The sequence below is a fragment of the Bradyrhizobium barranii subsp. barranii genome, from assembly GCF_017565645.3.
Taxonomy (GTDB): domain Bacteria; phylum Pseudomonadota; class Alphaproteobacteria; order Rhizobiales; family Xanthobacteraceae; genus Bradyrhizobium; species Bradyrhizobium barranii.
Genome location: NZ_CP086136.1, coordinates 3,538,934 through 3,560,524, shown reverse-complemented (window position 1 = coordinate 3,560,524; position 21,591 = coordinate 3,538,934). Strand labels below are relative to the sequence as shown.

Sequence of the window (21,591 nt, the reverse complement as noted above, 5' to 3'; positions counted from 1 at the left end):
CTTAGGGACCTGACGTCGGCCACCACGAATAAGCGGCAAAGCAAACGAAAGCAGCTATTAGCCACTGCAGCCCCGGCAAGCGCTGCCATCGACAGCTCACATCGAGCGAGACGGGACTATCATTCCGAGCCGGATGGATCGACCAATATGCGAACGCGGCCGTCGGCAACCGCGACTTCACGATAACGGCTCAACTCCGCCTTGAGGTCGGGATCCGAATTGGCCCAGGCCAGCCAATCGAACGGCATTGAGCTCAGCAGGTAGGTATCCACGAGAATCACATTCGGACGACCGGCTCGCAGGTCCGCCAACAGCAGCCGACGCTCGAAATTGATGATGCCGTCCAGTTTCGCTCGCTCACCCTCAGGCAGTTGCGAGCTCTTCTGTTGGAGCATCGAGCCAGCCGCCAACGCCTGCCCACACGTGTTGCCCGCCCAGGTCGCATTGATCTGACGGACGAGCGGATGCCCGAGAGCGACGTGATCGCCGATCGTGATCAGGCGCGGATGCTTTGCAAGGGCCAGGATGCGCTCCTCCAGCGGCGGGAACGGCCGTACCTGAAGGGACAGACGGGAGCCGATGCACACAATCGCAGCAAGGGCGCAGATCATGACAGGCAGGCGCAACGTCTTCGTGCGAGCCTGCAGCAATGGCGCGGCACTCGCAAACATGCAAAGCGCAAATGCCGTGTAGGTCCAGCCCTTGCCCTGGATGATGAAACTCGCCGCTCCGCCAACCGCCGCGGCCAGCCACGGCGTTGCGCCGCCTTCCCATTTGAAGTCCTGCGGAGCCAACAGGCGCACGAGGCCGACGGAAGCGACCAGCATAACGGCCGGGAAAAAAAGCAGATCGCCGAAATCCATCCTCAATGGCACATAAGCGGCAGTGACCATCGGGGCGAAGGTCAACAGATAAGCCGGAAAGAAGATGGCGAGCAACGCTGCGTAGCCGATGACGACAGCAGCGGCCGCACACGCTTCGGGGGTGAACAAGGGTCTGATGGAGCGTTGACGGAGGACGCAGAGGATGATCGGCAGGCCGACCACGAGGGTAAGGTAGGGCTTGAGGCTCATGCCCAACCCGGCACCCAGTCCCGCCAGGATCGCAACCGGTCCGGGCGCAAGCCCGCGCCAGCGGATCGCAGCGATGGCGACGAAAGGCGTCATCGCAATGACGGCGATCTGTTCACGCTGTCCGAATACGGCGCTGGGAAAAATTGCGAACAGGAATGCGAGCACGCACGCCGTAATGCTCCTCTCGTCGGCTTCCAGCTTTGCCGCCGCAGCGGCGCGATCGATGATGACGAGTGCGGCAACGATCTCGATCATCACCAGGATGATCACGATGATCTCGGGGGCAATGCCGGTGATGCGCGCAAGCTGCAACGCCGGCATGTACAAATAGACCGACAGCGGCGGATTCAGTTCGAAGACGTCGACGCCGAGCTTTCCGCCATCGAGAACTTTCTCGCCTTCGGTCAGCAGGCAGCTCAAATCCGCGTTGAGAACGACAGGCATTTGAACGAGCAAGGCCATCAGCAGGATCGCCGACACGATGATCCCGCGGTAGCTCATGCTAAACGTGCTTCCTGACATGGCCAGGGGCGTGACCGCCTCTTTTGACGCCGGCAAAGGCCCTCTCCTCGAACGGAAGCGGTCTGTTCTCTCTCACCCGTGCGCGAACCTGCCGCAGCGCGTACTCAGCGCCACTTTCAATCGAGAGTCGTTACTATTGTGCTACAATGATCTGAAACAATGCCGCAACGACCTGAAACAGTGCCGTTTCATGGTTAAATGTCAGGTCGAATGGCGAGACGCCGGGGGTTGCGCGCGGCATCCTGCGCGCCGTCATGAGCGTTCATCCCGCATCAAGGTGCACGCGCCCCTGGAGAGGGTCAGGCCCTACCCCATCACTCCGCCGCGCTTGATCAGCTCCTTGCCGACCGCGGCAAGGTGCACCTGGTCGGGGCCGTCGCCGATGCGGATGAAGCGGGCATAGACATAGGCGCGGGCGAGGAAGGTGTCCTGCGAGACGCCGGCGGCGCCGTGGATCTGGATGGCGCGGTCGATGACGCGGGCGGCCATGCTGGGCACCACGATCTTGGCGGCGGCGATCAGGTCGCGCGCGGCCTTGTTGCCTTCGCGGTCCATCTTGTCGGCAGCTTGCAAGGTGAGCAGCCGCGCCTGCGCGATCTCGCAGAAGGAGTGCGCGATGTCCTCGCGCACCGAACCCTGGTCTGCGAGCGGCTTGCCGAAGGCTGTGCGCGACACCGAGCGCTGGCACATCAATTCCAGCGCACGCTGGGCGCAGCCGATCAAGCGCATGCAGTGATGGATGCGGCCGGGGCCGAGCCGGCCCTGCGCGATCTCGAAGCCGCGGCCCTCGCCGAGCAGGATGTTCTCGGCCGGTACACGGACATTCTCGTAGACGATTTCGGGATGGCCGACCGGCGCGTCGTCGTAGCCGTAGGTCAGCATGTCGCGGACGATGCGCACGCCGGGCGTCGCCTTCGGCACCAGGATCATGGATTGCTGGCGATGGCGATCGGGATCGTCGGGCGCGGTCTTGCCCATCACGATCAGGATCTCACAATCCTCGTTCATCGCGCCTGACGTGAACCATTTGCGACCGTTGATAACGTAGTCGCCGCCGTCGCGTTTGATCTCGCACTGGATGTTGGTGGCATCGCTGGAGGCGACCTGCGGCTCCGTCATCGAGAAGCCGGAGCGGATGCGCCCCTCCAGCAGCGGCTTCAGCCAGCGCTCCTGCTGCGCCGGCGTGCCGTAATTGGCCAGCACCTCCATGTTGCCGACATCGGGCGCGGAGCAGTTGAAGATTTCGGGCGCCCAGAGGATGCGGCCCATGATCTCCTTCACCGGCGCATATTCGAGATTGGTCAGGCCAGTGTTGTCAGGGTCTTGGCCGTGCTCGCCTGACAGGAACAGGTTCCAGAGCCCCTGCTCCCGCGCCAGCCGCTTCAGATCCTGGAGGACCTGCGGCGTCTTGTAGCGTGTGGCCTCCGGCTTGACCTGCTCGTAGTAGAGCTCCTCGACCGGCTCGACATGCGCAAGCATGAACTGGCGAACGCGCTCCTGCAGCTCCAGCGAACGGGCGGAGTGTTGAAAGTCCATGGTGGTCTCCTCTTCCCTTCTCCCCTTGTGGGAGAAGGTGGCGCGAAGCGCCGGATGAGGGGTTGTATCCGCAAGTTCAAATGTAGAGACGACTCGCGGAGAGATACCCCTCACCCGGCTCGCCGCTTCGCGGCGATCCACCCTCTCCCACAAGGGGAAAGGGTGCACTGTTTCTGCGGCCGCTCGCGCAGTCCCCTCACGTCCCGCGCAAGAGCTCGCTCGCCACGATCCAGTCGTTGCCGTCGAACTGGAGCATGTAGCCGTCCTTGATGGGGCGGAAATCCTGCGGTGTGGTGTTGAGCGTGATGCCGGGCAACAGAAGGGACAGCGGCACGTTCTTGAGGTTCGCCGCCTGCGCCATGATGTTCTCTCGCGTCAGATTGTCCTTGCACTGCTTGAGCAGGACGACCAACGCCTCGGCGACGGTGTAGCCGTAGAGGCCGGCGACGTTGTTGATGTCGGCATTGGGCAGGCGCTTCTTCATGAAGTCGATATAGGCCGTCATCGACGGGTCGTCCTTCGGCTGCTCGACAAACGGCTTGAGCGAGCCGAGCGACAGCACGCCCTTGCCGGCATCGAGGCCCGCAGGGACCATGACGGTCGCCTTGTTGGCGCAGCCGCTCGCGAGGAAGCGCGTCGGTTGCCAGCCGACCTCATAGGCCTTGCGGATCGCCTGCGCGCAGGCGCGCGGCGTCACCGAATAGATCATGAAGACATCGGCCTTGGTGTTGGCCAGCGTCAACACCTGGGAATCGACGGTGGGATCGGTGACCTCGAAGCTCGAGGCCATCGCGAGTGCCTTGTCGGCGTCGGCACCAAGCGCCTCCTTGACACCGCGAAAATATTCCTTGCCGGCGTCGTCGTTCTGATAGAGCACCGCGAAACGCGCGTTCGGGTTCTTGGCGCGGGCGTAGGCGACGTCGATCGCGGCCTCGCTGGTGTAGTTCGGCGCCCAGGGCAGCGCCATCGACCACGGCATGTTGGCGGGATCGTTCCACTTCGAGGCCGAGCTGATCAGGAACAGCTGCGGCACCTTGTTGCTGTTGAGATATTTTGCGATCGCCGAGCTCGGCGCCGTGCCCATGGTCGCGAAGATGAACGCGACGCCGTCGCCCTCGACCAAACGTCGCGCGGCTTCCATGGTCTTCGGCGGCGAGAAGGCGTCGTCGAGCGACAACAGATTGAGCTTGCGGCCGTTGACGCCGCCCTTCTCGTTCACCTCATCGAAATAGGCGGAGATCACCCTGCCAGTGATGCCCAGCGGCGATGCGGGACCGCTATAGGGCATGGTGTTGCCGATCTTGATCTCGGTGTCACTGACGCCGGGACCGTAGGACTTTTGCGCGGAGACGGGCGTGGACAGGCAGGCGGCAGCCAGCGCTGCGGCCAGGACCAAAGCGGCTCTCATGGTTTCTCCCCGGTGATGATCGTCCACGCGAGGCGACCGCGCGGCGTGCTGCTTTTTGCCAGCACGTCAGATCAGCGGAGTTCCGCAAGATGGTCTTGCGTCGAGTTGCTGGTTCATTCGACGTCTCGTTTGGAACCTGCGTATGAACGCCGCAGCAGGGCGAACAGGCTGCCGCCGGTCGCGGCTCCAACGAGATAGACAACGAGGGTTTGGAGCGCGAGCGGCAGACTGAGATTCATCTTGAAGAAGGAGATCGTGACCGTGTCGAGATTCTGCACGGCGAAGACGATGGTCGCTGCGGCGAAAAACACGATCACGGCGAGATGAAACCAGCGCATGACAATCCCTCAGCGTCGCCCGACGCGCGATGAAATCTGGATGAACCGTCATCGCGCTCTTGGGCGACCGCGGTCCTTCTCCGGATCAAGCCTTAATGGCGCCGCCGCAGGCTAAAGCCCAGACTGACCCAGCCGGCGCCTGCCATGATCAAGTCGATGCCGAGGAACAGGCCGAGAATGTAGACGCTGTTCACCGGCCAGCGCGCCAGGATCAAGAGCCCGAGCAGCAGGGTGATGACCGCAGACAGCGCCACCCACACCCACGGGCTTTCCCTTTTCATGCTGAAGGCGAGAAACAGCCTGACGGCGCCCGAGGCCAGCAGCGACGCGCCGAGGAACAAGGTGAGCAGCACCGCGGCGAACAACGGGTTCTCGAAGGTCAGGAAGCCCGCGACGATATAGAGCACGCCGAGCAAGGCCCAGATCAGGAACTTGCCCCAGCTCTTCATCTGGAACGCGCCGATCACCTCGGTGACCCCGGCGATGATCATCATCACACCAACCACGAGCACGCTCGCCACCGTCACCATCATCATGCTGCCGAGCGCGATGAAGCCGGTGATGAGATAGACGACGCCGAGGGCGACGATCCAGCCCCACTTGGCGTGCAGCGCAGCAATGCTGGACCCAAGACCCAAGTTTGGAGACGTATCCGAAGCACTTGTCATGACGGCTACTCCTGCATGCGAAGTCCCAAGGCACATCTCAGGATAGCACGAGCCGCGCCGGGACAACAGCCAGTAGAGCAGCCCCCCGGGAGCCCCCATTGACTTAAGTCAAGAGCGGACGGGGCGCCTCACGCGCGCGAGCGCTCCATGTCGAGCTCGGCCTTGAGACTATCGAGATCGCGATAGATCGAAGCGACCGCGAGCACGCGGCCGTCCTTGCGGTACTTCAGCAGGCAGTCCCTGCCGTCGATGCTGCCGTCGATCGCGATGTCGTCGAAGCTCTCGGCATGGCCGACATAGTTGATCGGAACGTCGTAGTGCTGCGACCAGAAGAACGGCACGGCGTCGAAGCGTTCGCGCCTGCCGAGCATGTTGCGCGCCGCGGCCTGGCCCTGCCGCTCCGCCACCACCCAGTGCTCGACGCGGATGTTCTGGCCCGAATGCGGATCGGGCCAGCGCGCGATGTCGCCGGCCGCGAAGATGCCTGATGCGCTGGTCTCGAGATACTCGTTCACGCTGACGCCACGATCGATGGCGAGCCCCGCCTGCTCGGCGAGCGCAAGGCGCGGCCTGACGCCGATCCCGACCACGACCAGATCTGCCTCGATCACGCTGCCGCCCTTCAGCGTGGCGCGTTTGCCGTCGAGCTTTTCGACGGTGTCCTCGAGGTGAAAGTGGACGCCGCTCTCTTCATGCAGCGCGCGGACGAAATCGCCCATCTCGGGGCTGAGCACACGCTGCATCGGCCGCTCCTCGGGCGCAACCACATGCACCTCCAGCTTGCGCGCCCGCAAGGAGGCCGCGACTTCGAGGCCAATGAAGCTGGCGCCGATCACCAGCGCGCGCTTCGCGCTGCCCGCCGCCTTGATGATGGCACGGCTGTCGGCAACGGTCCGCAAGGTGTGCACCTGTGGCTGGTCCGCGCCCGGAATCTGCAATTTGACCGGCTCGGCGCCGGTCGCAAGCAGCAGCCGGTCGAACGGCAGCTTGTCGCCATTGCCGAGCGTGATGATGCGCGCCTTCGGATCGATCGCTGCGACGTTCGTGTTGAGCCTGAGATCGATGCCCGCGTCCTGATAATAGTCCTCGCCCCGCAGCGGCAGCCAATCCTCGGGTGCACTGCCGGCGAGGTAATCCTTGGAGAGGTTCGGCCGGTCGACCGGCATCGCGCCGTCATCGCTCAGCATGGTGATGGCGCCGGCAAAGCCCTCGCGCCGAAGCGTCTCGGCGGCCGCAAAGCCGGCCGCACCGCCGCCGACGATGACGAATTTTTCCGGCGTCGGCGCGCTGCGATGTGACGCTGCAGGCTGCGGCATCTCGCGCTTGCGCTGAACCGAGATCCTGTCCTGGTCGCGCGCGACCTCCCAGACCGCCAGCGCGTTCAGCGCCGGCGGGCGGGTGGCCTCGCCGGTGCGCAAGGAGAAGCAGGCGTGATGCCAGGGGCAGCGGATCGTGTCGCCGACGACCAGCCCTTCGGCGAGCGGGCCGTGGTAGTGGCTGCAAGACGGTTCGATCGCGAAGATTTCGCTGCCGGCTTGCACCAGCAAGACGTCTTCCTCGCCGACATGGCCGAGCAGCTTGCCGTCCTCGAACGCGGTCAGCAACACGCCCCTGGTGAGGTCCGGCCCGCTCGGCGTCTTGTGCTCGGTCATGGTGTCGTCTCCTTCAGCTCGGCCCGCGCGGGTCACGCGGTCGAATTGGCCAACCCCAACAGCTCCTGGCGCGTCAGCGCGTTGTCACGGAACACGCCCAGCATGCGGCTGGTGACGAGATCCGTCCCGGGCTTGTGCGCGCCACGCGTGGTCATGCAGTGATGCGTCGCCTTGATGATGACGCCGACGCCTTCGGGCTTCAACACATCGTTGATCGTATTGGCGATCTGCGCGGTCATCTTCTCCTGGATCTGGAGGCGTTTTGCGTAGATGTCCACCACCCGCGCAAGCTTGCTGATGCCGACGACGCGACCCTGCGGGATATAGGCCACCCAGGCGCGGCCGACGATCGGCGCCATGTGGTGCTCGCAATGGCTTTCGAAGCGAACGCCGCGCAGGACGATCATCTCGTCATAGCCTTCGATCTCCTCAAAGGTCTTTTGCAGGATTTCGGTCGGATCCTGCGCATAGCCGGAAAAATACTCTGCGAAGGCGCGCGCAACCCGGTCCGGCGTGTCGTGCAAGCCGTCGCGCGCGGGATCGTCGCCCGCCCAGCGGATCATGGTCCGGACCGCCTGCTCGACCTCGGCCCTGCCAGGCCGTTCGCCCGGCAGCTGCGCCACCGCGACGCCCTCCAACCTGCGCGCATGTGAATTCATCAATAGCCTCCCTGCAATGAGCCGCGCACATCTGGCGGCCCCTCAGCTTGGACGGCTGCAATCGGAAAAGGTTCCCGAAGTCGCGAAAAATCGGGCGACCGGGCGGCAGGGCGGGAAAGCCGGGCTTTACGAGGCTGCTTTCCGCACGTCGAGCACGGCGCGCGCCCATTCGGCAGGCCACTCCTGCGGCAGGTTGTGGCCGGCTCCGGCGAAGATACGCCGTTCGAACACGCCTTCGAACCTGGGCGCGTGATGGGCGGTGCCGGGATTGACGCCGTCGCTGTCGCCGTCGATCGCGATCGTCGGGACGCGGATCGGCGGCTGCGCGGCGAGCTTGGCCTCGATCGCGGCATAGGCGGGATCGCCTTGGACCAGCCCATAGCGGTGACGGTAGGAATGGATCACGACATCGACGAAATCAGGATTGTCGAACGACACCGCACTTGTCTCGAACGTGGCGTCGTCGAAGCCCCATTTCGGCGACCACATCGCCCAGAGCTGGCGCGCAAAGCCGCGCCGGTTGCGCTCCAGCGCGCGGCGGCCGCGCTCGTTGTGGAACAGATATTGATACCAGAGCGCCGCCTCCTCCGGTGGCGAAGCCGGCTCCATCGCGCGCGCGATGTTCTGGATGTTGTAGGAATTGCCGGAGACGAGGGCGATCACGCGCTCGGGATGCAGCACCGAGACCACGCAGGCCGCGCGCCCGCCCCAATCGTAACCGCCGAGGACCGCGCGTTCGATGCGAAGCGCATCCATGAAGGCCAGCAGATCGGCGCCGAGCGCCGCCTGCTCGCCGGAGCGCAGCGTCGCGGCGGACCGGAACCGCGTCGGCCCGTAGCCGCGCAGCCAGGGCACAAGCACCCGCGCGCCCGCTTCCGCGATCAGCGGCGCGGCCTCGGCATAGGCGTTCACATCATAGGGAAAGCCGTGGCCCATGATGCAGGGCCAGCCATCCGGTGCGCCGTATTCGAGATAGGCGATGTCGAGGATTTCCGTGGTGATGGTTTTTTGTTGCATGATTTACTCACGGAGTTGAGAGGCGGTAGCCTGGATGGAGCGCAGCGCAATCCGGGATCGCGGATGCAGGCGTCCCCGCATTCCGCTTCGCTCCATGCGGGCTACGGGGGCTATTTCTGCGGGCCTGACAGCGAGATCTCGCGTTCGGCGCGGAACACATTGCTGTAGAGATTGGCGATCCACTGCCGGCCGATCTCGGTCTTGTTGAGGTAGCTGATCTCGGTCTGGATGTGCGGTGCGACGCTGTTCCAGTAGAATTGTGGATAGCGGTTCACGATGTCGGCGGGCGAGTCGTAGCCGAGCTGGCGGTTGATGCCGACCTCTTCGAACTCGTAATAGAGCGCGTTGGCCTTGCGCAGATAGTTGGGATCGCCGAGCTGGCCGATGAAGTCGGCGGCGCGCAGGATCGAGGCTTCGTCGTCGTACTCCTGGCCTTCGCGGGCCGGGAAGCGGGTGCCCTCGATGGCGCGGGCGACGCGCTCACTGTCGATACCGCGGATCGGTGGCAGCCGTCGTCGCACGAAAAGCATCGAACGATCAACGTGATACATCATCAGACTGGCATCCGACGCGCCGCGCGGCAGCGACACCTTGGTGCCGGCCTCGTCAACCACGAAACCGTCTTCGTCGTCCTCCGGAAACAGCCCGCGAACATAGCCGATGTCGTGCGCAAGGCAGGCGATCAGGATATGGATATAGTCCTCGGCATCGAGGTGCGTGTGCAGATTGCGGCCAAGCATGATCGCCTGGGCCGCCAGCGTCACCAGCATCGTATGCTCGATATTGTGATAGAGCGCGTCGCTGTTGCCGATGCATTCCATCGCAGTGCGCGTCGAGGCCTCCACCACCCTGGCATAGGAATCGTCGTACCTGCGACGCATGAACGAGCCCAGCAACTTCTCCAGGGATTCAGCCGCCAGTCTCGGTAACGTCATCATGGATGCAGCCCCGCTTGTCGGTGGTGTCCCACGCCAGCTCCCGACGTCTCATTCGTGTCCTCAACGCAACGGCCAGCATAGCCCATCTTGGGCCAAGTGACCAAACGCCGGGACGAATTTACGGAAATATGTTGCTGTTGTGCCCTGCGACATCACGGTTGCGGTCGGGCCGCGACACAGCCTGGCCGAGCCGGCGAGACCGCTTTTATTCCACCAGCAGCACGTCCACGGCGACGCCGAGCTTCTGCTTCGGCGAGCCGACAATGATGCCGTCGACCGGCGAGACGTCGGAAAAGTCGCGCCCGACCGCGAGCACGATGTGATCGTTGGCGACCAGCAAATCATTGGTCGGATCGAAATCGACCCAGCCAAGCTCCGCGCCGCACCACAGCGACACCCAGGCATGGGTGGCATCGGCGCCCTGCAAGCGCGGCTGGCCCGGCGGCGGAATGGTACGGAGATAGCCGCTGACATAGGCTGCCGGAAGGCCGAGCCCGCGCAGCCCTGCGATCATCACATGGGCAAAGTCCTGACAAACGCCGTGGCGCTTGTCGAAGACCTCGCCAAGCGGTGTCGAGATCACCGTCGCCTTCGGATCGTAGCGGAATTCGGTACGGATGCGATGCATGAGATCGGTCGCGCCGGCGAGGATCCCTGCGCCGGGCGCAAAGCTCGTGGCCGCATAGGCGCTGACGGGGTGCAGCACCGGCACCAGCGGGCTCGCAAAGACGTAGCCGACCGGCGAGGACGGCCCGAGGCTCGTTGCTTCAAACGCGATGTCGCGGATGCTCTCCCAGGGCGGGCTGACGGCATCGCGCGCCGGCGGTTTGCGCGAGACGGACACGCGCGAGCGCGAGTCGATGCGCAAGTTTCGGTGCGCGGCTTCGATCACCACGCTCTCGGTGAGCGTGCCGAAGAAGTCGCGGCGGACGTGGCGCTCGGACGGGCGCGGCCGGATCTCGACCCTGTGCGAGATCAGCTCCTGACCGTCGCCGCTCTTCGGCTCGAGCCGCAGCGTGCAGCGGGCAAAGCTGACTGGACTCTCGTATTCGTAAGTCGTGACGTGACGGATGTCGTAGATCACGCCAGCCCCGTCAGCTTTTCCGGCCGGCTCGCATTGGGGCCGTGCGGGAAGTAGTGCAGCCCGATCGCGTCGGCGAGACTGAGCAGGTCCTGTTCCAGCGAGAACAGGGTCTTGACCTCGAGCTTCTCGGCTTCCGCGGTGGCCAGCATGGACTGCACCGCCACCGCGAGCCGCTGCGGCTGCTCGATCAGGCCGTGCTCCTTCAGGCTCGGGAGCGAAGCGATGTGCTCGTTCAGCGTCGTCACCTGGAATGCGACCGAACGCGGATTGTAGCTGTCGAGCACGGCGAGATCACGCACCGGCGCCAGGATCGGTGCCAGCAGATAGCGCGAGCGGTAGGTGATCTGGGAGTCCACCAGCGTCAGCAGGATATCGAGATCCTCGTCGCAGGCCTCGTCATAGGCGAACTGGCGCGCGAAGCGCGTGGTGTTGATGGCGCGCTCGGTGCGGCGGCCGATATCGAGGAAGCGCCAGCCGGCGGCGCGGTTCATGTTCTCCTGCGCCAGTCCCGCAAGGCTCGCAAGCTCCTGCAAGGTCAGCTCGGCCGCGCTCAGCACATCGTCGTCGTCCTCGACCTCGTAGGCCAGCCGATCGGCCATCTCGGTGATGACCTGCCAGGCGTCGGGCGACAGCCGCTCGCGCAGGGATGTCGCCGTGCGCTGCGCCGCGCGCACCAGCGACAGCGCCGAGCCGAAACGCTCCGGGCTCTGCAGCGCTTCGGCGACGATGCGCCCCGGCGCAGTGCGCGAGGCCTGCGAGATCGCGCCCCACGCCACCAGCAGGCGCTGGATGCGGTCGGCCGATTGCAGCGAGGCCGCGGTGCCCTTGTTGGGCCCGCTCGGCGAACCCAGCGCGCGCACCAGCCGCAACGTCGCCTCGGCGCGTTCGAGATAGCGGCCGAGCCAGAACAGATTGTCCGCGGCACGGCTCGGCAGCACGCCGGCGATGCGGCGGATCCGCACCTTGTCGGTCGCGGGCAGCAGCGTCGCGATCGAGACCTTCTTGTCCGAGACCACCCAGACGTCGGCGGCGCGCGCGCCGTCGCCCATCGACACCGCGCGCGCGTCCGCCTGCTCGGCGATCCGGCAGAAGCCGCCGGGCATGATGGCCCAGCCGTCGGCCGTCGCGGCCGCGAACACGCGCAGCACGAAGGGACGCGGCGTGAGCTGGCCCTGCTCCCACACCGGCATGGTCGAAAGCCGCACCATCTCCTGGCCGACATAGTCCATGCCGCGCGCGCTGATGGCGTCGACGAGACGCTGGCGCCCGGCGGCGTCGAGCTCGCTCGCGAGCACCGGGCCGTTGCTGTCAAAGCCGGGAACGCCGCGGCGATAGGCGCCCTCGATCGCAACCTCGTCGAGCCGTGACAACACCTCGTCGCGCGCGTTGCGCTGGCCGCACCACCAGGTCGCGATATGCGGCATCTTGAGTTCTTGCCCGAGCAGGCGGCGGCTCAGGGCCGGCAGGAAGCCGAGCAGCGCGCGCGCCTCCAGCACGCCCGAGCCCGGCATGTTGGCGACGACGACGCCGTCCTTGCGCAGCACGTCGATCAGGCCGGCCACGCCGAGATGCGAGGACGCATCGAGCTCGAGCGGATCGAGCGAGTTGGAATCGACCCGGCGCAGCAGCACGTCGAGCCGCTTCAGGCCGGCGACTGTGCGGATGTGGATACGGTTGTCGCTGACGGCGAGATCGTCGCCCTCGACCAGCAGGAAGCCGAGATAGCGCGCCAGGGTTGCGTGCTCGAAATAGGTCTCGCTGAAGCTGCCCGGCGTGAGCACGCCGATGCGCGGCTCGTCGCGATCGGCGCGCGCGCGCAGGCTGTCGCGAAACGCCTCGAAGAACGGCGCGACGCGCGGCACGTTCATCGACTTGTAGAGGTCGGAGAAGGCACGCGAGAGCACCAGGCGGTTCTCTAGCGCATAGCCCGCGCCTGAGGGCGCCTGCGTGCGGTCGCCCAGCACCCACCAGCGCCCGTCGGGCCCGCGGCCGACATCGGCCGCATAGAGCGAGAGATAGCGCCCGCCCGGCGGCGGCACGCCGCAGACGGGGCGGAGATATTCGGGGCTGCCGGCGATCGCGGCGGCCGGCAGCGCGCCTTCCGCGACCAGCCGCCCCTCGCCATAGATGTCGCGCAGCAGGAGCTCGAGCAGTTCGGCGCGCTGGGTGATGCCGGCGGACAGCTGCTTCCAGTCGGCCTCGTCGATCAGCAGCGGCAGATGGCTGATCGACCATGGCCGGTCGGCACTGTCGCCGGGCGCACGGTAGGTGACGCCGGCCTCGCGCAAATGGCGGTCGGCCATGCCGAACCGCCGTTCGATCTCGTCCGGCGCGAGCGCGCCGAAGGCGTCGAAGAAGCGGCTCCAGACCGCGCGGGGGGCGCCGTCGGGCCCCAGGAACTCGTCGGGGATGCCGGGCAGGCGGCTATAGTCGCGGACCCATTGCGCGAGGCGGCGCTGGCCTTCGCGCTGACCTCGCGCCTTACCCGTCTTGTCGTCCTGTTCGGCTGCGCCCTCGCCCATGCGCCTCTCCCTGCCCCACCATCATTCTCATTGCAGGAGCGGGGTCCGCAAGTCGAGGGTCAGCGGAAACTCATTTGTGCGTTCCTCGGGCGGGGGCTGCATCGGACCCGGCGTATGGCCGTGGTCCTGGAAGCGCGCCAGCCGCCGCGCCTCGGCCTCGTAGGTGTTGACCGGCTTGGTGTCGTAGCTGCGGCCGCCGGGATGGGCGACGTGATAGACGCAGCCGCCCAGCGAGCGCCCGTTCCAGGTGTCGATCAGGTCGAAGGTCAGGGGCGCGTGAACCGGGATGGTCGGGTGCAGGCCGGAGGCCGGCTGCCAGGCCTTGAAGCGGACGCCGGCGACCGCCTCCCCGAAGCGTCCGGTCGAGGTCATCGGCAGGCGGCGGCCGTTGCAGGTCACGATGTGGCGGCCCTCGACAAACCCCTCAGCTTTCACTTGAAGTCGTTCGACCGAACTGTCGACGTAGCGCACCGTGCCGCCGGCCGAGCCCTCCTCGCCCAGCACGTGCCAGGGCTCCAGCGCCTGACGCAATTCCAGCGTCACGCCGCCATGATGGACGCGGCCGAAGGCGGGGAAACGGAATTCGAGCTGGGCCAGATACCATTCTGGCTCAAAGGGATAGCCGGACTGCTTCAACTCAGAAAGCACGTCAAGAAAGTCTTCCCAGATGAAGTGAGGCAGCATGAAGCGATCATGCAGCGCAGTGCCCCAGCGCACGAACTTGCCTTGTTGCGGCTCGCGCCAGAATTTTGCGATCAGCGCGCGGATCAGCAACTGCTGCGCCAGCGACATGCGCGGATCGGGCGGCATTTCGAGCGCGCGGAATTCGACGAGGCCGAGCCGGCCCGTGGAGCCATCCGGCGAATAGAGCTTGTCGATGCAGATTTCGGCGCGATGGGTGTTGCCGGTGATGTCGACGAGCAGATGACGGAACAGCCGGTCCACCAGCCACAGCGGCGTCTGGTAGCCCGGCGGAGGCACATGCGAGAGCGCGATCTCGAGCTCGTAGATGCTGTCGTGCCGGGCTTCGTCGATACGCGGAGCCTGGCTGGTCGGGCCGATGAACAGGCCGGAGAAGAAATAGGACAGTGACGGATGCCGCTGCCAGTACAGCACGAGGCTCTTCAAGAGATCAGGCCGGCGCAGGAACGGCGAGTCCTGCGGGCTGGAGCCGCCGACCACGACGTGGTTGCCGCCACCGGTGCCGGTGTGACGGCCGTCGACCAGGAAGCGGTTGGCGCCGAGGCGTGTCTTGCCGGCGTCCTCATAGAGCCCGACGGTGATGTCGACCGCATCGCGCCAGCTCCTGGCCGGCTGGATGTTGATCTCGATGACGCCGGGATCCGGCGTCACCTTGATGACCTCGACGCGCGGATCGAACGGCGGCGGGTAGCCCTCGACATGGACCTGGAGCTGCATCTCCTCGGCGGTGGCTTCGAGCGCCGCGACCAGCTCGAGATAATCCTCGATGCGCTCGACCGGCGGCATGAAGGCGCAGAGCACGCCGTCGCGAACTTCGACCGACATCGCGGTGCGGACCGGGACCGACGTGTTGAGTTTCTCGGGCGCGTCCCGCGGCGGCGCCTCCGGACGCGCCGGAAGACTGAACACCGGCAGCTTGCCGCGCGCCTCCATCGGGTCGCGTTCGACGATGTAGGGATATTGATCGGGTGGAACGTAGCCGAGCGAGCCGATCGGCAGGCGCAGACCGAGAGGGGAGTCGCCCGGCATCAGGAACAGATGATTGCGCCGGAGTTGCCAGCGCTCGCTGCGCCAGCGCGGCGGCGCGTTCCAGCGTTGCACCGGCAGCACGAAGCCACGCGGCGTGTTGAGGCCCTCGTCGAACACGCGCGCCATCCGCGCGCGGGCTTCGGGATCGGATAATTTGGAGTCGGACGGATCGACGTTGAGGGGAAGCTCGGCTTCCTTCTGGAGCCAGTACGCGGTGTCCTCATAGGCTGGGATGATGTAGCCGGGATCAAGTCCGAGCCGCGCCGCCGCGCCCTCCACGAATTCCTGGGCGTCCTTGACCTCGGCGCGCCGCGGATTCTCGATCCTGGCGATCAGATCGGCATTCTTCCAGATCGGTACGCCGTCCTTGCGCCAGTACAGGCCAAAGGCCCAGCGCGGCAGGCTTTGACCGGGATACCATTTGCCCTCGCCGAAGTGCAGCAGGCCACCCGGCCCGAAGCGCGTGTGCAAGCGGCGGATCAGATCGTCGGCGAGCGCGCGCTTGGTCGGGCCGACGGCCTCGGTGTTCCATTCCGCCGCTTCCAGATCGTCGACGGAGACGAAGGTCGGCTCGCCGCCCATGGTCAGCCGGACATCCTGCGCGGCGAGATCGCCGTCGACCTGCTCGCCGAGGTCATTGAGCCGCGTCCAGGATTCGTCGGAGAACGGCTTTGTAATGCGCGGCGCCTCGCGGATGCGCTTCACGCTCATGTCGAACTCGAACTCGACCTCGGCAAAGCCGGCGCCGCCGGAGATCGGCGCCGCCGAACGATAATGCGGCGTGGCCGCAACCGGGATGTGCCCCTCGCCCGCGAGCATACCCGAGGTCGCGTCGAAGCCGATCCAGCCCGCGCCGGGCAAATAGACTTCGGCCCAGGCATGCAGGTCGGTAAAATCGTTCTCGACCTCTGGCGGTCCCTCGATCGGATCGATGTCGGGGCGTATCTGAATGAGATAACCGGAGACGAAACGGGCCGCGAGACCGAGATGACGGAAGGTCTGGATCAGGAGCCAGGCGGAGTCGCGGCACGATCCGGCACCGGAGGAGAGCGTCTCCTCCGGAGTCTGCACGCCGGGCTCCATGCGGATGATGTAACGGACGTGCTTTTGAAGCTCGCGATTGAGATCGACCAGGAAGTTGACGGTGTTCGGGGCTTCAGGCGGGATCGCGTCGAGAAATTTTGCGAACAGGCGATCGGGCTTGATGGTCTCGAGATACGGCGCGAGCTCGGTCTTCAGATCCTTCGAATATTCGAACGGAAAGCTGTCGGCATAAGGCTCGACGAAGAAGTCGAACGGGTTGACCACGGTCATCTGCGCCGTGAAGTCGACCTCGAATTTCAGCTCGGTCGTCTTCTCCGGAAAGACGTAGCGCGCCAGCCAATTGCCCTGCGGATCCTGCTGCCAGTTCACGAAATGATTGGCCGGAGTGACCTTGAGCGAATAGCTCAGGACCGGCGTGCGCGTATGCGGCGCCGGCCGCAGCCGGATCGTCTGCGGGCCAAGATCGATCGGGCGGTCGTATTTGTAGTGCGTGACGTGGTGTAATGCGACGTAGATCGACACGGGGTGCGGTGCTCCAGCAGCTTTTTTGAGCAGAACACCGGTTCCGGGTGGGATCAAGCACTAACAACGGGCACGGGTTGCCTACGCCGCGGGCTGATCTGCGAGTTACACTTGCCGAAGTGATCTACCTATGATCGAATGAACCATTGCCTTCACAAGCCACGCCCGACGCGCCGCTTTGCGCATGATGGACTCTCCCGTTCGTAATGGTTGCCGCGCAACGTATCGACGCGTGGCGCGGCCTGAAAGAGGAGATGTTTCCGATGAGCTTTCTGGTCAGATTCCCGCGGGCTTCCTATCGCGCCGACGCGCTCGATGGTTTCACGGTCACTCCAGATTTCACACCGGGAAACGCGCAAGCCATGATGTGGTTGTCGCAGCTCGTCTACGAGACCGACGACCGCGACAAGGTAGACAATATCCTGAAGGCACTCGGGCTAGAGATGCGCGGCTTCGGTGCCGACACGCCCGCCACAGGTTTGGTACCGCCAAAAGCCCGCTTCATTGTCGCCGTCGGACGCGGCGCGACTTTCGTCACACTCTCCGGCACCGATCCGCTCAGTATCAAGGATTGGATCACCGACTTCACCCTCGCACCAAGTCAAAATGTTCTTCACAAGGGATTTGCCGAAGCCGTCGATGCAGTCCGATCAGACATCGAAGTCGCGATCAGGAGTGGCGGCGCCGGACAGCCGCTCTTCTTTACTGGACACAGCATGGGCGGCGCCTTGGCAAATATCTCAGCACTGCGGGCGTTGGATGTTGGCCTGCAGGCAACCGCCATTTACACGTTTGGCGGGCCGCGAACCGGCGGTCAGGCTTTCTTTGAAGCGTACGAGCCTCTCAGCGAAAGCACGTTCCGGCTCGTCAACGGTAACGACATCGTCCCGGCCGTTCCACCCAGCCTGCGAGGCAACTTCCGCCACGTCGGCCGAATGCTGCGTTGCGCGTCTGGCTCGACCTTCGCAGGTCAGGTGCCGGCGTCGAAAGAGGGAAACGACCCCAGCTTCAACCTAGTCGGGCTTGGTACCCTTCTTACCGGAGGCAATTTCCACCTGAAGATCCCAAGCATCGAGGAACTCAGCGACATCGACCCGCGGACGCTCGACCAATCCGACGTACTGCCCGGCTTCGTGCGCGACCATGTTCCGGCAAGCTACTTCCGGGCGTTGTCGGTCACCATTCCGTAACTGCCGCGTAGCCTCACATCGTCGCCCCGAGCACCCAGGGCGCGAATTCGGCACCGCCGAAATCGAAGCTCTCGCTCTTGGTCGGCTGTCCGGACGCCGTCTTCAGGATGAGCTCGAAGATGCGCTGGCCGCATTGCTCGACGCTCTCCTCGCCTTCGAGGATGGTGCCGCAATTGACGTCCATGTCCTCTTCCATGCGCTTGTACATGGGCGTGTTGGTGGCGAGCTTGATCGAGGGCGCCGGCTTGCAGCCGAACACGCTGCCGCGGCCGGTGGTGAAGCAGACCAGATTGGCACCGCCGGCGACCTGGCCGGTCGCCGCGACCGGATCGTAGCCGGGCGTGTCCATGAAGATGAAACCCTTCTTGGTGATGGGCTCGGCATAGCGCAGCACGTCGACGAGATTGGTGGTGCCGGCCTTGGCCATCGCGCCGAGCGATTTCTCCAAAATGGTGGTGAGGCCGCCGGCCTTGTTGCCGGGGCTCGGATTGGCGTTCATCTCGGCGCCCTCGCGCTCGGTATACGCGTCCCACCAGCGCATGAGATCGACCAGCTTCTCGCCGACCTCGCGGCTGACGGCGCGGCGCGTGAGCAGATGCTCGGCGCCGTAGGTCTCCGGCGTCTCGGACAGGATCACGGTGCCGCCGTGACGGACGATGAGATCGCTGGCGGCCCCAAGCGCCGGATTCGCGGATACGCCGGAATAGCCGTCCGAGCCGCCGCATTGCAGGGCCACGGTGAGTTCGCTCACGGGCACGGATTCGCGCTTGACCTTGTTGGAGTCTGCGAGAGCTTCACGCACGAAGGCAATACCCGCTTCCACCGTCTTGCGGGTGCCGCCGACCTCCTGGATGTCCATCGCGCGCAGGCGGCCGGCGAGCTTCTGCTCCTCCATCAGGCCGCCGATCTGGTTCACCTCGCAGCCCAGCCCAAGCACGATGACGTGGGAGAAGTTGACATGTCGCGCATAGCCGCCGAGCGTGCGGCGGAGCAGCGCCAGCGGCTCGTTCTGCGTCATGCCGCAGCCGGTCTTGTGGGTCAGCGCGACCACGCCGTCGACATTGGGAAAGTCGGCGAGAGGATTATCGCCGGTGAACGGATTCTTCTTGAAGACGTCGGCGACGAGGCTTGCGACATGCGCGCTGCAATTCACCGAGGTGAGGATGCCGATATAGTTGCGCGTGGCGACGCGGCCGTCCGGGCGACGGATGCCCTCGAAGGTCGCCGGCAGGTCGAAGTTCGGCGTCGGCTTGACGTCGGCGCAATAGGCATAGTCCTTGGAAAAATCGCCCATGCCGCAGTTCTGCGTATGCACGTGCTGGCCCGGCGCGATCGGCACCGTCGCAAAGCCGATGATCTGGCCGTAGCGCCTGACCGGCTCGCCCACTGCGATCGGCTTGATCGCGACCTTGTGGCCGGAGGGAATACGTTCGACCGTGGTCACGCCGTCGGCAACCAATGTTCCCGGCGGCAGGCTCGCGCGCGCGATCAGCACGCCATCATCGGGATGGAGGCGAATGACGGGGCTGATGGTCATGGCAGGTCTCCTGTATCAAAACTATCGTGCCCCGGACGCAGCGCAGCGTGAAACGGTGCGCTGCTGAGCCGGGGCCCCATGTGTCGTTTCTTTCGCAAGCAACTGGGTCCCGGCTCTGCGAAGCGGCGCTATGCGCCGCATCGCGTCCGGGACACGAGATCAGGCCTTCCCGGCCGAATCCTTGCGGGTCGCGTTGACCTGCATCTTGGCGTAGGTCGTCATCAGGCCGACTTCGTTGGACAACGTCACCAGCTTGAAGCCCATGTTGATCGCACGCGCCGCACCTTCCGCGCCGCGGCAATGGATGCCCGGGTTGAGACCGCGCTTGGCGCATTCCTTGATGATCTTGTCGTAGATCGCGAGGATCTCGGGCTCGCTGCGGTCGAGCTTGGGCTCGAGGCCGTAGGAGAAGCCGAGGTCGGACGGGCCGATATAGACGCCGTCGATGCCCTCGACGTCGAGGATCGCTTCCATGTTCTCGACCGCCGTCCTGGTCTCCATCATCGGCAGCAGGATGGTGTCGGCATTCGCGGTCTTCTGGTAGGAGCCCGCGGTGCCGTACATGCCGGCGCGGATCGGGCCGTTGGAGCGGACGCCCTGCGGCGGATACTTGGAATACGACACGAGGTTCTTGGCCTCCTGCGCCGTGTTGACCATCGGGCAGATCACGCCATAGGCGCCGCCGTCGAGCACCTTGCCGATGATGCCGGGCTCGTTCCAGGGCACGCGGACCATCGGGGTCACGGGATGCTTATCCATCGCCTGGAAGCACTGCACCATCGAGAGATAGTCCTGCACGCCGTGCTGCATGTCGACGGTGACGCTGTCGAAGCCGCATTGCGCGATCATCTCGGCCGAGAAGCCGGAGGGAATCGCGAGCCACGCGTTGACCACGGCCTTGCCCGACTTCCAGATTTCCTTGACCTTGTTCGCCACGTTGCCTTCCTTCTTTTGTTGCTTGGACCGTTGTTTGGACCTTCGTCACCATGACGAGCGCCGCGACAGCACGGCTCTGCTGTTACCGCGAACCGAGGCTCCGCGCTACGCTCGCAATGACGCAAGACCTATGCGGTCGCCCGCTGGATGCTGACTTCGCTGACGCCGACCTCGCGGGCGGTGTTCACTATTGCCGCCCAGGTGTCATCCGGCAAGGGGATGCCGTTCTTGGTGCGCTCGGCCCGGGTTTTCCGCTCGGGATCGCCGGGAATCAGCACCTGATCGACTCCCGCCATCGGCTTGGTGGCGCGGATGAAGTCGGTATAGCGCGATACCTCTGCGTCGAACACATGGGAGGTATCGATCACCTTCGGATCGACATAGAACGCCAGCATGCCGTTGGCGAAGCGGCGGCCGCCCGAGGTGGCCCCGGTTCCGGTCAGCGCGCCGCCGAGCAGCTCGCACATGAAGGCGAGGCCCGAGCCTTTGTGGTCGCCGAAGGCGCGGATCGCGCCGGTGCCCTTGGTGTGATCGCGCGGCCCTTCCGGCGTGAAGGGCCCGTAGAGCACGGTCGGGTCCTCGCTCAGGGTCCCGTCGGCATCGACCAGCGCGCCCTTCGGCAGCTTCTTGCCGCCGCGGCTTGCGACCAGCACCTTGCCTTCGGCGACGACCGAGGTGGCAAAATCCAGCACGATCGGATCCTGCCCCTCGCGCGGGATGCCGACGCAGTAAGGCGCGGTGGAGAGCCGCTTCTCGACGCCGCCGAACGGCGCCACCAGCAGCGAGCCGGCGGCATTGACGAAATGCACGGAGACCAACCCTTCGGCGGCGGCCATCTCGGCCCAATCGCCGACGCGGCCGATATGGCCGGCATTGCGCAGCGCAACAGCGGCTAGGCCCGCCTTCTTGCATTTCTCGATGCCGATCCGGACCGCTTGCGGCGTCACGGTCTGGCCGTAGCCGAACTTGCCGTCGACCACCGCGAGCGAGGGCGTGTCGACCACGACCTCCGCCGTCTGGTTCGGGACCACGAAGCCGGTCTTCAGCCAGCGGATGTAGACGGGCACGCGGATCACGCCGTGGCTGTCATGGCCGGTGAGATTGGCCGTGGTGAGATAGGTCGCGATCCGCTTCGCTTCCTCCGGCGAGGAGTCCGCGTGGCCGAACACCTCGCCGACGAAGTCGATGAGGTTCTGGACCTGGATCGTGACCAT

At 65.2% G+C, this 21,591-nt stretch carries 16 protein-coding genes; 1 reads left to right on the top strand and 15 read right to left on the bottom strand.

What is annotated here, in order from left to right; genetic code table 11:
- Positions 1-119: 119 nt before the first annotated feature.
- The 12 genes from J4G43_RS17005 to J4G43_RS16950 all read right to left on the bottom strand — a co-directional run bounded on the left by J4G43_RS17005 (position 120) and on the right by J4G43_RS16950 (position 16,714).
- Complete coding sequence (locus J4G43_RS17005; protein WP_208085705.1) at positions 120-1,574, bottom strand: hypothetical protein; 1,455 nt, start codon at positions 1,572-1,574, stop codon at positions 120-122.
- A gap of 327 nt (positions 1,575-1,901) precedes the next feature.
- Entirely contained in the window at positions 1,902-3,131 is a 1,230-nt protein-coding gene (locus J4G43_RS17000) for an acyl-CoA dehydrogenase family protein (protein WP_208085704.1), read from the bottom strand.
- Between the two features lie 196 nt (positions 3,132-3,327).
- Positions 3,328-4,539: an ABC transporter substrate-binding protein gene (locus J4G43_RS16995; RefSeq protein WP_208085703.1), complete on the bottom strand. Its 1,212-nt coding sequence runs from the start codon at positions 4,537-4,539 to the stop codon at positions 3,328-3,330.
- A gap of 113 nt (positions 4,540-4,652) precedes the next feature.
- A complete protein-coding gene (locus J4G43_RS16990; protein ID WP_014496835.1) occupies positions 4,653-4,877 on the bottom strand; it encodes a LapA family protein in 225 nt (74 codons plus the stop codon).
- 92 nt (positions 4,878-4,969) lie between these two features.
- Positions 4,970-5,545 carry an HdeD family acid-resistance protein gene (locus J4G43_RS16985; protein WP_208085702.1) on the bottom strand — a complete coding sequence of 192 codons (576 nt, stop codon included), beginning with the start codon at positions 5,543-5,545 and terminating at the stop codon, positions 4,970-4,972.
- A 128-nt stretch (positions 5,546-5,673) separates the two neighbouring features.
- Positions 5,674-7,197, bottom strand: coding sequence for an FAD-dependent oxidoreductase (locus J4G43_RS16980; protein ID WP_208085701.1), 1,524 nt, complete (start codon positions 7,195-7,197; stop codon positions 5,674-5,676).
- A 32-nt stretch (positions 7,198-7,229) separates the two neighbouring features.
- Entirely contained in the window at positions 7,230-7,856 is a 627-nt protein-coding gene (gene folE / locus J4G43_RS16975) for a GTP cyclohydrolase I FolE (RefSeq protein WP_208085700.1), read from the bottom strand.
- Positions 7,857-7,982: 126 nt separating this feature from the next.
- Positions 7,983-8,873: an alpha/beta fold hydrolase gene (locus tag J4G43_RS16970; RefSeq protein WP_208085699.1), complete on the bottom strand. Its 891-nt coding sequence runs from the start codon at positions 8,871-8,873 to the stop codon at positions 7,983-7,985.
- 110 nt (positions 8,874-8,983) lie between these two features.
- Positions 8,984-9,811 carry an HD domain-containing protein gene (locus J4G43_RS16965; protein WP_063984654.1) on the bottom strand — a complete coding sequence of 276 codons (828 nt, stop codon included), beginning with the start codon at positions 9,809-9,811 and terminating at the stop codon, positions 8,984-8,986.
- Positions 9,812-10,016: 205 nt separating this feature from the next.
- Positions 10,017-10,895 carry a transglutaminase family protein gene (locus J4G43_RS16960; protein WP_208085698.1) on the bottom strand — a complete coding sequence of 293 codons (879 nt, stop codon included), beginning with the start codon at positions 10,893-10,895 and terminating at the stop codon, positions 10,017-10,019.
- Positions 10,892-13,417, bottom strand: a complete 2,526-nt coding sequence (locus J4G43_RS16955; protein WP_208085697.1) for a circularly permuted type 2 ATP-grasp protein — start codon at positions 13,415-13,417, stop codon at positions 10,892-10,894. Before J4G43_RS16955 ends, J4G43_RS16960 begins: the two co-directional genes overlap by 4 nt.
- Before the next feature lie 27 nt (positions 13,418-13,444).
- The gene (locus tag J4G43_RS16950) at positions 13,445-16,714 is read right to left on the bottom strand and encodes a transglutaminase family protein (protein ID WP_208085696.1); all 3,270 of its coding nucleotides are present in this window, start codon (positions 16,712-16,714) and stop codon (positions 13,445-13,447) included.
- Positions 16,715-16,977: 263 nt separating this feature from the next.
- Here J4G43_RS16950 and J4G43_RS16945 point away from each other — a divergent pair, with 263 nt between their 5' ends.
- Complete coding sequence (locus tag J4G43_RS16945) at positions 16,978-17,904, top strand: lipase family protein (RefSeq protein ID WP_208085695.1); 927 nt, start codon at positions 16,978-16,980, stop codon at positions 17,902-17,904.
- A gap of 13 nt (positions 17,905-17,917) precedes the next feature.
- On the opposite strand, the gene J4G43_RS16940 is transcribed toward J4G43_RS16945, so the two are convergent.
- From J4G43_RS16940 to J4G43_RS16930, 3 genes are all read right to left on the bottom strand, one after another.
- Complete coding sequence (locus tag J4G43_RS16940; protein ID WP_071915717.1) at positions 17,918-19,441, bottom strand: UxaA family hydrolase; 1,524 nt, start codon at positions 19,439-19,441, stop codon at positions 17,918-17,920.
- Positions 19,442-19,600: 159 nt separating this feature from the next.
- Entirely contained in the window at positions 19,601-20,377 is a 777-nt protein-coding gene (locus tag J4G43_RS16935) for an HpcH/HpaI aldolase family protein (protein WP_208085694.1), read from the bottom strand.
- Between the two features lie 128 nt (positions 20,378-20,505).
- Complete coding sequence (locus J4G43_RS16930; protein WP_208085693.1) at positions 20,506-21,591, bottom strand: malate/lactate/ureidoglycolate dehydrogenase; 1,086 nt, start codon at positions 21,589-21,591, stop codon at positions 20,506-20,508.